Raw genomic sequence first — 12,311 nt, forward strand, 5'->3', positions numbered from 1 at the left:
GGAAGTTCCGTTAACCTGGTCGAATGCGACGGCCGCGCGCGATGGTGCTGGACGAGGTTTGGCGCCGACTCGAGGGCGTCGAACCGCTCAGTGGACCCCACGGCGGGCCGCTGCGGCGGACCGTGAAGCTGATCCTGGATCCACTGGTCATCCGCCCCGTGCAGCATCCGCTGTGCGCGGGCCCGATCCTGACCGCCGACGGCGCGGTGCTGCTCGCCACTCGAATCCATGCCGCCGCCGACGTGCTGCGCGCGACGGCGGCCTGGTTTTCCCTGCTCAAACAGGTCCGACGGGCGCTGCGGATCACCGAGGGCAATCCGCAGGATCTGTATTTCCAGCGCGCCTTCGAACTCGCCACCACATCGGGTATGCCGGATCCGTCCCGGGACCGGCCGACCGCCGAGGCGACACTGCGCGACGTCCATGAATTCGCGGCAGGGCGCACCACACAGGCGCTCAAGGAGTACATCACTTCGGGTGCGCGGACTGCCGAACTCGACTCGTTGATCGATATCGCGTGGGGACGACGTCCGGTAGCCGGGCCGACCGGAGAACACGCCGAGCTGTTCGCTGCGCTGCTCGATGCCGCCCCGGCGCGCGACGGTCGCAGCGCCGACGGGCAGCCGACATTCGATCAGCTCGTCGCCACTCATGCTGGGACACACGGGGGAATCCGACTATGGGGCAACAGCTTCGAGCCCACAGCACATCAGCTCGGGCTCACAGCGGTGCAGGTTCCGCAGCCACCGGCGCTCGGTTCGTCGGCCTCGAAGGCAAGTCTCGGGCTGCCGTTCGATCGCACCATCTACGAGCGCGTATTCACCGTGCTGCAGGCGTCGAGTGAACGGGCCGAACTGCCGCCCATTCCGGAATTGGTGACCACGGAGATCGCCAGAAGTTGTTCGCCCTGGGCGCTTTTGGATGAATCATTACGGGTCGCGGCGACGGCCGGGGCCGCGCTCGCGCTCGGGTTGCGGCCGATCGCACTGCATGGCGCGGAGTCGGCAGCGGCCGAAACCGCGGCGCATCGGGTGATCAACAGCCGCTGGCAGCGGGAGGCATACGTCCTGCAGGCGCGGCGGCTCGCGGTGCGCACCGATATCGAAATGCCGAGTGGCCCACTGGCGGCCATCGCGACCGAGCTGCGCACACCGTGGCGGCCGTATTTGCGGCGGCTGTGGGTTCGCCTGCACGGACGCGATGTCCGGGAGTTCGGCGTCTACGAGCCGGACGAGCTGTGGGATCTGCTCGACGGTGTGGCGCGCTCGGTCATGCTGGACCATCGCATGCGGGTCAAACAGGCACTGAGTGTGAGTTCCCTGGTCACCGAGTCGGATCCGGCGGAATCGAGGGCGAGCTGATGAGCGGGATCGTGCGGATCGAACCGGCCGGGGACGGAATTTGGATCATCGCGCCCGACGGAGCGCCGACGGTATCGGACGGTGCCGCGGCGATCGATGCGATGGTGCTCGAGGTGGTCGGCGGTCATCTGTCGTGGAGTCTGCTTGCCGGACAGACGATTCCGGCGGCGGTGATCGATGATGCCGAGCTCGCTCAGGACTGGTTGTGGGCGGTGTACGGCGAACGGATTGCCATTGCCATCGCCGACACCGAGAGCGGTGGCACCGAATTCACCGACGTAGCCGACCCCGCGGTGCCGAATCTGGTGGCCGCTGCCTGGCGGCTCGGGTTCGCGTATTGGGCCGCACGCTGGTGGCCGGCATCGACGATCGATGGCATCACTGCGCTCGACGATCGGCTGCTGGACCAGGAGATAGCGACACTGCGCACGCAGTGCGAACCGCTCCTCGGTGATGACCAGCCGGACGCAGACGAAGAGTTGCCTATTTCCGTCGAAATATCTACTCGTGCAGAGGATTATGCGCTCGCCGCCGGTGCCGGGGCCGATCGGCCGGCCGGGGCGCTGTCGCTCGGTCACGGCACGGGCGGATGGGATTGGCGGCGCTGCCCGCCCGGCCTCATCGACGCGTCCGAACGGGCGGTGTCCTGGGAATCGACCCGAAGTTCGGGCGCTACGACGGTCCGCGTCACCGCGGTAGCCGCGCCCCAATTGGGCTCGGACGCACCGGCACACCTGCACCCGCGCGCCCTCATCACCACACCCGTCGGCACCGCCGAGACCGAGCTGGATCTGGTCGGCGATCTGTGGACCGGCGCGGCCACCACGCCGTCGGATGCTGTTTCGACGGTGGATGTCTACGTGCCCGGCGTCGGTGCGCCCGGCGAACCCGAGCTGGGTGGTCCCGAGATCCGGCGACAGATTCGTGAGCTCGCGGCCGCACGGCTGCGTCGGGCCACCACAGCCGACGATGCCGTCGACGCACCCCTTCTTGCCGAAATCGCCGCCGCCGCATCGGATTCGGACTTCTGATGCCTGCCGATGACGGTCGCGAGCGACTCGCCGAAGGAGCGGCCGCCTATCAGCGCGGCGATGTCGCCGAGGCCAGGCGGCTGTTCGAGGAAATCGCAAGGACCAGCACGGATGGCCTGCGGGTCAGCGCGCTGGTCAATGCCGCGAGCATGTCCGATGAACTCGGCGATCATGCCGGGGCGATCGTCATGTTCCGCGAGGCACTCACGGAAATGCCCGCGGACGCGATCGAAAAGCGGCCCGCCGCACTGATCAACCTCTCCCAGGCATTGCAGCACATCGGCGATCTCGATGGTGCGCAGGAGGCGCTGGAACAGGCGCGCGCAATGCTGACCGAACACAATGACGAGAGCATGCAGCGGGTGGCCTGTCTGCTATCGCTGACCGCGGTGGCATTCCATCGGCAGAGCTGGGCCTACGCCATCGAACTCGCCACCGAATCATTGGATGCGGCAGTGCGTTTCGCCCCGCACCTGGCCGGACATCCGCTCTCGACACTCGGCGGGATCTACTTCGAGACCGGGCGGCGCGAACTCGCCGTCGACTTCATGGGCCAGGCGCTCGCGGCCTTCGAGGCCGCCGGCGATCGCAATGCCGTCGCCGAGACGGAACAGAATCTGGCCGTCATGTACGTCAGGTTGGATCGGTTCGACGAGGCGGAACCGCCGTTGCGGTCCAGCCAGGAGTACTTCGAGCGCGCCGAACTCGGATATCGCGCGGGCGTCGGGCTGAAGACCATGGGATTTCTCGCCGAGGGCCGTGGCGATACCGATGCGGCGCATCAGCTCTATCGCCGCAGCCTCGACTATTTTCGAGAATCCGGTGCGGTGCTCGATGCCGCCGATGTGCGAGTGCGCCTGGCGACCGTGGCGTACTCGAACGGACAATACGACGAGGGCGAAATCCTCATCGGCGAGGCCTTTTCCGCGTACGCCGAGCGCGGTCTCGGATTGCACTGTGCCCAAATCGATTTCTGGCATGCGGCGCTATTGGAGTCGGTCATCGAGGCGGCCGAATCCCCGGATGCCGAGTTATTGGGGCGGGCAATCGGTCTCGCGGTACCGTCGGCGCTGGCCATCGATGCCGTGCGCTACACCCTGCCCAATGGCAATCAACGCGAGAAATGGAACCGCCAGATCGCCGATCCGGCAATGCGGATGGCATTCCGGTTCGCCTATCTGTCCGGCAATGGTCCGCTGATCGTGGACCTCATCGAAACACAGTGCGCGGGTACGACATTGGATATCGTCAGATCGGCAGCCAGCGCACGGCCACGGCTGCCGCTCGAACTATTCGATCCACCAGCCGAGTCGGCGCAACCCACGGTGCAGGTCGGGACCGGGCCGCAGAGTGGGTCGGCACCGCAGTTGGGCACGGCGCTGGCCTCAGTCGCGGCAAGCGCCGGACTGCCGGTGGTGCCACCGCCGCGGGTGACCGTCGCACCGGACGGGCACATCGCATTGGCCGGGTATATCGAGGCCGCCGAGCTGCGGTACGGGCATCCGGTGCGGGACAGCCGGGTGCTGCCCGCATGACCCTCTCGGAACAACCGACCGTCATTGTGCGGATGGCGGATGCCGGCGATCTGTACATGTCGTGGCGCTGGTTGCGCAACGAATACGACCAGGGTGCGAGCATGCTGCCCGGGGATGCGACCACCGACGCCGTCGAGCAGTTCGCGCAGGCGCTGCCGAATCCGGCGCTGCCCGGCGGACTCGAACGTGCCATGACCAGTGGCGCTTTCGCCTCGTACGACACGGAATATCTTGTTGCGCAGTCACTCTCCCGTGCACTGCTGCCCTATGGACTGGCGGCACAGTTGTACGACCTGCACGTGCGCGGGGTGCGGCCACATATTCGGCTGCAACCCTCGCCCCGGGTGGCTCAGATCCCGTGGGAGATCATCGCCCCCAGCCCGGAGCTGCGTCTGGTGGATATCGCCGATATCAGTCTGCTCGCTCCCGCCAGCATTGTGCATGGCCCGGACCGCACGGCGCGCGCCTGGTCCGAGACGAGTGCCCTTCCAGTAGTTGCCGTACTCGACCCGCGCGTCCCGGGCTTTCGCGCCGATTCCGCACTCGGCTCCGTCCTCGGACGGATGGACCCCGAAGCTCCACTCGCCCGGAGGGTTGCCGAATATTCGGCCGAGGGCCGACTACTTCCCGCGGTCGACGACCCGATCGACGCATTCCGCCGCACGGATATCGATCGAAGCTGGTTGAGCGAGGCACTACGCCGCGGTGTCAGCCGCCTGACCTATGTGGGGCACGTAACTGCCGCAGCCCCCGAATCCGGCCAGAGCGAAGCCTCCGAACTACACCTCGCCTGCCACGCCGAATCCGTCGGCTTCGCCACCCCGGTCCGAGCGCACCGCCCCCTCTCGGCCAAGGATCTACTGCTCGGCACCCACACCCTGACCACCGATCCCGTTGCCGGACCACAACTCTGGCCCATTCCGAGCCGAGTCGCGCTGATCGCCTGCGAAAGCGGCGGCGATATGCGCTTCAGCGAGGCCCTCGGCCTGGTCGCCGCCATGATCAACGGCGGCGCCGAACTGGTCACCGCCAGCCGCTGGCCGCTCCCCACCGACTTCGCCTTCCAGCGCCTCGCCGGCGCAGCCCCCGAGGCCCACCCCCTGCAAGACGCCATCTGTGCCATCGACGCCGCCCACGAACATGCGGACCCGGTGACCGCCCTCGCCACCTGGCAACGATCCCGCCTGACCGCCTGGCGCAGCACCCACGCCATCGAACACTCCCCCCTGCTCTGGTCCGCCTTCGCCACCGTCCGCACCTGACCACCTGGGCTACCGGTATGCATCGGATCGCTTCGCCATGACGAAGTCGTGAGCTGGCCCGACCAGCTGAAAAAATCTACAGCGGCAACAGTAGACATTCGGCATGAAGTCCGGTAACTTCTGTGACGTCGGAAGAGAAGGAAGTATCCAGACGGCACGGGAGATGATGAACTGCCCGTGAAGGTAAGACGGCGGACGTGGCAACGGGACCAGCAGGTACGACGGTCCCACCGCCCGCCGGACAGGAAGATGAAGTGCACCGGAAAGATAAAGTAACCCCGTGAGGAGAAAGGAGGCATTGCCCGTCGGGTCACCCGCGAAGATGTTTGGTTGGGGTGATCGCCGACGTTTCGGTTACATGTCGGAAGACGAAGTAATTCCCCCTTTCAGTGCCCCGGCGCCTGCGGCGCCGGGGCACTTCGGCGTATGGAGGCCTCACAATTCCTGAACCCACCACCGCGAACGAGAAGTTCGACGATGACGACTACCCCGCCTACAGCATGGGCCGGGCCGCGGACCTGCTCGGCACCACCCAAGCATTCCTGCGCAGCCTGGGCGAAGCGAAACTGATCACCCCGCAACGCTCAGCCGGTGGGCACCGCCGCTACTCCCGCTACCAACTGCGTATCGCCGCACGCGCCCGCGAACTCATCGACCAGGGCACCCCCCTGGAAGCAGCGTGCCGGATCATCATCCTCGAAGACCAACTCAGCGAAGCACGCGAACTCAACGCCAAACTCACCCAGCAGGACTGACCAGGTCCTTGCCGCCTTCGGCCGCGAATGCCCTCGAGTGGCAGTCCTGCAGTGGTTTTCGGACTCAGGACCGATGAGCCAGGAGGTGTTCCATGATGAGGCGGGTGAGGGATTCGGGGGCTTCTTCGGGGACCCAGTGGGAGGTGTCCTCGAGCATTTCGAAGCGGTAGGGGGCGGTGACGTGGGCGGCGGTAGCCAGGGCGGCGGTGGAGCCGATGGTGGGATCTTCGGTGCCCCAGACGTAGAGGGTCGGGACGGTGACCGGGGCGGTCGGACCGGCGAGCGGGAACGCTCGGTACCAGTTGAGGGCGGCAGTGAGGGCATCGGGGCGGGTGAGGCGGTGGATGTAGTCGTCGATGCGCTCCTCGGGAATCTTCCAGTCGAAAATCTTGCGGAGGGCGGCGGCATCGTCGGCGAGGAGGGCACGCTCGGGGGTCCGGGGCTGGCGGAAGTAGGTGAGGTGCTGGGCTCGCTGGGCCTGGTCTTCATCCTCGGTCATGGCCTGCAAGAACGCGGTGGGGTGCGGTTGCGATACGGCGGTCAGAGTTCGGATTCGTGCCGGGTGGTCGGCCGCTACTGCCCAGGCGACGTGCGCGCCCATGTCGTGACCGATGAGATCGAACCGCTGCCAACCCAATTGGTCGGCGATGGCGATGACATCGGCGACCAACTCCTCGATGCGATAATCGGCGACCTTGTCAGGACGCGCCCCTGGCGAATAACCGCGCTGATCGGGCGCGATGGCATGGCAGCCGCCGCCACCGAGGGCGGTCAGCTGGAACTCCCATGCGATGGCCGACTCCGGAAAGCCGTGCAACAGCACGACTTCGCGCCCACCGGGTGCACCGCTGGTCAGGGCGTCGAAAGTGCCGAACTCGGTCGCGATCTTGGTTGCCTCGAGCACGGGCTCGACTTTAGAGGCAGCCACCGACCAGAAACGCCGAACGCGGCATCGGACAGTGGGGACGGCAGCCGACGGAGTCGGCGGGGTGGGTAACCACTGCCGATGCCGCGTTTCGCGGGGTTGGTCGAGTGGATCCAATATTCAGCGGGCCTTGCGGATGCCGAGGTATTGCAGGGCCGCGAAGCCGCCGACGGTGGCTGCCTGCATGACGGTCCAGATCGAGCCGACCAGGTTCAGTTCGAGTGCGCCTTCGACGAGGGCGGCCAGGCTCACCACGACCCAGGCGGCATTACCGGCTGCGACCACGGCGGCGGCCTTGGTATTGATGGTCTTGGTCATGCCGACCAGTGCGACACCGATGCCATAGAGGGTCAGGAAGATTCCGATCGGGATGCCGATCTTGCTTTCCAAGCCGAGCAGGGATTCCAGTGGGCCCGAAAGCACCAGGTAGGCAAGGCCGTTGACGGTGGTCACCACCGAGTCGAGCCGCAGGGAGGTGCGCAGTAGGTGCTGACCGGGGGCGAGCAAGGCGGACAGGTAAGTGGGGGCAGAGGTGGTCATGACTGGTATTTCCTTCTGGGATAACGAGTTCGGATCAGGCTGCGGCGGGAACTTTGTCGAGGAAGCCGTAGACGTTGGCGATACGTCCGTCCTCGATGACCGCGACATCGAAGCCGACAACCACGGCGGGGGCATCGACAGGGCCGAGTTCCCAGGTGAAGCGCACCTGGTTGTGGTGAGCATCGACCGGTCCCGCGAGGCTGAACACCCATCCCGGGAACTGCGCCTGCACACCGGCGATGGCCGCATCCAGTTGGTCGTGTCCGGCGACCGCGGCCAACGGGTCGATGTAACCGGCCTCGGGGGTGAACACGGCCTCGATTCCGGCCTTGCGGGCGGCGGCATCGGTGGTGTTCCAGACTTCCAGGTACTGCGCGACGAGCTCGTTCATGTTGGCCTCCAAGGCTTCTGATCTGCCGTTTCACTGTCGTTCGTGCTGACAGGAACTACGTTATGAGCAGAGCCATGGGTACCGAATCAGTCATCCATAAGTACTTTTCGCCGACCTATACGTATACGGTCGGCATGCGAGGTTCACAGGTTCAAAAGCATCTCGGGGATCGAGAATCCCCATCCCGGCATCTCTACTCGAATCAGAGTCACCCGGCGAGTGAATTCCGGTTGCCGAGCTGCGGCCGAGTCGGGCAGCAGCTCGGCGGCGAGCTCAGTGGTCGTCGTAGTGGCCGTTGTGCGCGGCGTGGTGGTGGCCGTCGTGCAGGTAATCGACGTGGTCGCCGTGCTGGACGGCTTCGTGGCCGCAATCGGGGCCGTGGATGTGGTCGTGGCCGACATGTTCGGTGTGGCCTACGGGTTCGCATTCGTCCCAGTGGCCGTTGTGCTCGCGGTGCAGGTGGCCGCCGTGGGCGTAGTCGGTATGGTCGCCGTGCGGGACTTCGGCGTGGCCGCAGCCGGGTCCGTGGACGTGCTGGTGGTCGGTGTGCTCGTGATGCGCTGTGGTCATCGGACCTCCTCGTTCCCATTGCTGGATATGTGGCGCGGAGCGTGGCGACACATTAACAGGTGCGCATCTATCGAGTTTACTAGATGTGTGCTGAGGGTCACAAAACCTGAGCGAGGAAGCGCTGCAGTCGCGGGGTCTCCGGGTTGTCGAACACAGCGTCGGGTGCGCCGGTTTCAACCACCTGACCAGCGTCCATGAACAGCACGCTGTCGGAGACGCTGCGCGCGAAACCCATTTCATGGGTCACCACGATCATCGACATCCCCTCGGTAGCCAGATCGGCCATCAGCGCGAGAATGCCCTTCACCAACTCCGGATCCAGCGCCGAGGTGGCCTCGTCGAAGAACATGATCTCCGGCTGCATGGCCAGCGCTCGGGCGATAGCCACCCGCTGCTGCTGCCCACCGGACAGATTCGCCGGGCGCGAATCGGCCTTTTCGGCCAACCCGACCACCTCCAGCTGCTCGACGGCCAGCGCACGAGCGGCATCCTTGGACAGTCCGCGCAGCTTGCGCGGCCCGAGCGCCACATTCTCCGCGACCGTCTTGTGCGGGAACAGGTTGAAATGCTGGAACACCATGCCGATGCGCTGGCGCAGCTGATCCGGATCAGCGGTGAGCACCGACTCGCCGTCCAGCAGCACATCGCCCTGATCGGGTTCGTGCAGGCGGTTCAGCACCCGCAGCAGTGTCGACTTGCCGGAGCCGGACGGCCCGATGACGGTGGTGGTCTTTCCCGCGTCGACATGGATATCGACGCCGCGCAGCACATGGTTGTGGCCCAGCCTCAGATGCAGACCGGTTCCGGTGAGAGAGGCACTCGTGCCTCCACTTCGCTGGCGCTCGGTTCCGGCATGACCGCCTCCGGGCGCTGTGTTTTCGATTCGCTCGCTGCGCTCGCTCATGCGTTACCCGCGCCCTTCGGTGATCGTGGCCGCCTCGACCTGGTCGATGGGCTGGTCGGGTCGGCCGGTGCGCATCCGGTGGTCGATGTAGTTCACCAGGTGCGTCAGCGGAATGGTCAGCAGCAGGTAGACCAGGCCGGCGGCGACCAGCGGGGAGAGATTTCCGGTCTGCGCGTTGAGATCTCGCCCAACCGCGAACAGTTCGCGCTGGGTCGCGAGCAGTCCGAGGAAGTAGATCAACGAGGAATCCTTGATCAGCGCGATGAATTGGTTCATCAGTGCGGGCAGCACCCGGCGCACACCCTGCGGAATCACCACCAGTGTCATGGCCTGGCGGTAGCCGAAGCCGATGGCCCGCGCGGCCTCCAGCTGACCCGCCTCCACGGATTGGATGCCGGAGCGGAAGATTTCGCCGATATAGGCCGAGGCCAGCAATGCCAGCGCGATCGCACCGAGCCAATACGGGTTGTTGCCGGTGATATTGCGCACGACCGGGCCGATGCCGAGTCCGATGATCAGGATGATCACGACGGCGGGCAGGCCGCGAAAGATATCGGTGTAAACCCTTGCGGGCCAGCGCAACCAGCGCGTCCGGGAAATACCCGCGACCGCGAGCAGCATGCCGAGGATGGTGCCGAGCACACCCGAAACCAGCGCCAGGATCAAGGTATTCGGCAGACCGGTCTTGAACAGATCGGGAAACGCCTTGCGGTACAGCGACCAGTCGAAGAACGTCTCCCGCAACTGCTGCGATGTCGATTTCGGCGCAGTCTGTCCGCTGTCGGTGGTCTTCTTTTGCGCGGCGATGGCGGCGAAGTCCGGGAGTTGTGGTGCGGGTGCGGCTTTCGAGCCCGGCTTCCAACCGGGCGGCAACTGCCTCGGCACCCAGTCGGCGTAGAGCTTGGCATAGGTACCGTCGGCGATCACGGCATCGAGACCGCTGTTCAGCGCATCGATCAGCGGCTGGTTGTTCTTGGCGACCGCATAGCCGACGAAATTGTCCAGGCTGAAGGTGTTCTGGATGATCGTGGTTGCGTCACCCGACTTCACCTGCCCCTCGGCCTGCGCCGACGGCGCGACCCAGGCATCGACCTGACCCGACTTCAGATTCGCGTAGGCGGTGGCGTAATCCGGGAACTTCACCGGATCCAGATGCAGCTGGTTGACCACGTAATCGTCCTGGACCGTGCCCTGCACGACGGCGATCCGGTTACCGCGCCCCAGATCCGAAAAGCCCTTGATGGCACTGCCGTTGGGAACAACGAGGGAGAAGTAGCCGAAGTCGTAACCGTTGGTGAATCCGACACGTTCGCGCCGCTCGGCGGTGGTGGTGATATTCGACGAACCGACATCGAAGCGACCGCCGGAGACCTGCGAGAGCAGCGGTGCGAATTCGGTGCCCGAGAACTCCACCTGGAGACCGAGTTTCGCACCGATCGCCCGCAGCAGCTCATTGTCGAAGCCGGTGAACGAGCCCGCCGAGTTCAGGCAGATGCTCGGCGGCGCATCCGAGAGCGTACCCACCGTGAGCTTGCCCGGCGTGATCAAACGCAGCTTGCTGGTATCAATCGCCGACACCGGCGAGGTGCTCGCGGTGGTGTACTTGTCCGCACCCGCCGCGGCCGCCGAGCCGAGGTTCGTCGGTGCGGCCGATGCCGCGCTGAGTCCGGGCGGGCTGCATTGGTCTCGATCGGCGGAATCGTCGCCGGAACCGCAGGCCGTGGCGGCGAGGCCGACAGCAAGCAATAGCACGGCGATCAACGCACGAGACCGCACAGCGGGCAGACCAGCCATGGTGAGGAACCCTAACGTCCGCTTCAGCGCCGAAAGGCAGCTACCCCGTAGCGCGTGCGGTCGGCCACACTCGTGATCAGGGCTTGCAGCCGCCGGGCGTGCGCGGACGCGGCACCATGGCCCGATCCCGGAATTCGAATCACGGTGATTCGAACCCGACCTCCGACCGGCGTTACGGCCCAGGGCTAGGCCAGACCTCTGACCGGCTCCGGATTCACTTCGTCACGCCAACGGACCGCTCGCTGGACCTCACTCAGGTCGAACTTCGGCCCGCTCACACCGATGGTGAACAGATTCACCCCGGCGTCGACGAATGTCGCCGCCCGCTCCGCACCCGGCCATTGCACCGAGCGCTCGATCTTCGCCTGATCGGTGCCGACGTCCGCGCAGTGGTCGGTGAGCACCTTGTTCTTGTGCGCGATCGCGTCGAGGTCGGCGAAGGTGTGCCATATATCGGCGTACTGAGCGACCAACCGCAGCGTCTTCTTCTCGCCACCGCCGCCGATCAGGATCGGGATATGGCGGGTCGGCTGCGGATTCAGCTTCTTCAGCCGGGCGGTGAGCCGGGCCATATTCGCCTTCAGCAGCGCGAGTCTGGTTCCCGGCGTACCGAATTCATAGCCGTACTCGTCGTAGTCCTTCTGGAACCACCCCGCGCCGATGCCGAGAATGAGCCGGCCATTGCTGATGTGGTCCACCGTGCGCGCCATATCGGCGAGCAGATCGGGATTGCGGTAACCGCCGCCGGTGACCAGCGCACCGATCTCGATCCGTTCGGTCTGCTCGGCCCAGGCGCCGAGCATGGTCCAGCATTCGAAATGCGGGCCGTTGTGGTCGCCGGTCAGCGGATAGAAGTGATCCCAGTTGAAGGCGATATCGACGCCCGCATCCTCCGCGCGCAGCACGGCGTCGCGCAGGAGTCCGTAGTCGGAGGCGTGCTGGGGCTGTAGCTGTACACCGATTCGAACCGGTCGCGTCATGAGCCTGCTCCTCGTCGCTCGATCTGGTTCCCCGATCGAGGCTACCGGCGTCAAGATCTTCGGCGCAGCTATTACCGGGGTCGGCAGCGGCGCGAGATGCGGATATTCCGGGATGTGGAGGCGGATGTTCCCGCCGACCGTTTGCCATAGGTTGGCCGTGGTTCCCAGTTCGTTCCGTGAGCCCGGCGCATAGGTGCCGATCGTGCGCCGATTTCGCATGGAAAGAGGTCGCTGGCAGGTAAGTGGTGCAGTCGAACTGACGG

Annotated in this window: 12 protein-coding genes; 5 read left to right on the forward strand and 7 right to left on the reverse strand. The window is 65.6% G+C overall.

The window, feature by feature from the left end:
- The first annotated feature begins 41 nt into the window (after window positions 1-41).
- From ACQPYR_RS42230 to ACQPYR_RS42250, 5 genes are all read left to right on the forward strand, one after another.
- Window positions 42-1,361 carry a hypothetical protein gene (locus ACQPYR_RS42230; protein ID WP_433635406.1) on the forward strand — a complete coding sequence of 440 codons (1,320 nt, stop codon included), beginning with the start codon at window positions 42-44 and terminating at the stop codon, window positions 1,359-1,361.
- Entirely contained in the window at window positions 1,361-2,392 is a 1,032-nt protein-coding gene (locus ACQPYR_RS42235) for a hypothetical protein (RefSeq protein ID WP_433625622.1), read from the forward strand. The genes ACQPYR_RS42230 and ACQPYR_RS42235 overlap by 1 nt, the downstream gene beginning before the upstream one ends.
- On the forward strand, window positions 2,392-3,927 hold the full coding sequence (locus tag ACQPYR_RS42240; RefSeq protein ID WP_433625625.1) for a tetratricopeptide repeat protein: 1,536 nt from the start codon (window positions 2,392-2,394) through the stop codon (window positions 3,925-3,927). Before ACQPYR_RS42235 ends, ACQPYR_RS42240 begins: the two co-directional genes overlap by 1 nt.
- Window positions 3,924-5,189 carry a CHAT domain-containing protein gene (locus ACQPYR_RS42245; RefSeq protein WP_433625627.1) on the forward strand — a complete coding sequence of 422 codons (1,266 nt, stop codon included), beginning with the start codon at window positions 3,924-3,926 and terminating at the stop codon, window positions 5,187-5,189. The genes ACQPYR_RS42240 and ACQPYR_RS42245 overlap by 4 nt, the downstream gene beginning before the upstream one ends.
- Before the next feature lie 440 nt (window positions 5,190-5,629).
- Window positions 5,630-5,944, forward strand: coding sequence for a MerR family transcriptional regulator (locus tag ACQPYR_RS42250; RefSeq protein ID WP_433635407.1), 315 nt, complete (start codon window positions 5,630-5,632; stop codon window positions 5,942-5,944).
- A 64-nt stretch (window positions 5,945-6,008) separates the two neighbouring features.
- Here the strand turns inward: ACQPYR_RS42250 and ACQPYR_RS42255 are convergent, their stop codons facing one another.
- The 7 genes from ACQPYR_RS42255 to ACQPYR_RS42285 form a co-directional block, all read right to left on the reverse strand.
- A complete protein-coding gene (locus ACQPYR_RS42255) occupies window positions 6,009-6,848 on the reverse strand; it encodes an alpha/beta fold hydrolase (protein WP_433625629.1) in 840 nt (279 codons plus the stop codon).
- A gap of 141 nt (window positions 6,849-6,989) precedes the next feature.
- Window positions 6,990-7,409, reverse strand: a complete 420-nt coding sequence (locus tag ACQPYR_RS42260; protein ID WP_433625632.1) for a hypothetical protein — start codon at window positions 7,407-7,409, stop codon at window positions 6,990-6,992.
- A gap of 34 nt (window positions 7,410-7,443) precedes the next feature.
- Window positions 7,444-7,800 (reverse strand): nuclear transport factor 2 family protein, encoded by a 357-nt coding sequence (locus ACQPYR_RS42265; protein WP_433625634.1) that lies wholly within the window; start codon window positions 7,798-7,800, stop codon window positions 7,444-7,446.
- Window positions 7,801-8,073: 273 nt separating this feature from the next.
- On the reverse strand, window positions 8,074-8,370 hold the full coding sequence (locus ACQPYR_RS42270; protein WP_433625636.1) for a hypothetical protein: 297 nt from the start codon (window positions 8,368-8,370) through the stop codon (window positions 8,074-8,076).
- A 97-nt stretch (window positions 8,371-8,467) separates the two neighbouring features.
- A complete protein-coding gene (locus tag ACQPYR_RS42275) occupies window positions 8,468-9,274 on the reverse strand; it encodes an amino acid ABC transporter ATP-binding protein (RefSeq protein WP_433625638.1) in 807 nt (268 codons plus the stop codon).
- A 3-nt stretch (window positions 9,275-9,277) separates the two neighbouring features.
- Window positions 9,278-11,068: an ABC transporter substrate-binding protein/permease gene (locus ACQPYR_RS42280; protein ID WP_433625640.1), complete on the reverse strand. Its 1,791-nt coding sequence runs from the start codon at window positions 11,066-11,068 to the stop codon at window positions 9,278-9,280.
- Between the two features lie 185 nt (window positions 11,069-11,253).
- Window positions 11,254-12,048 carry an LLM class F420-dependent oxidoreductase gene (locus ACQPYR_RS42285; RefSeq protein ID WP_433625643.1) on the reverse strand — a complete coding sequence of 265 codons (795 nt, stop codon included), beginning with the start codon at window positions 12,046-12,048 and terminating at the stop codon, window positions 11,254-11,256.
- Window positions 12,049-12,311: the final 263 nt, after the last annotated feature.

This window comes from Nocardia sp. CA-120079 (genome assembly GCF_050955745.1).
Classification (GTDB): Bacteria; Actinomycetota; Actinomycetes; order Mycobacteriales; family Mycobacteriaceae; genus Nocardia.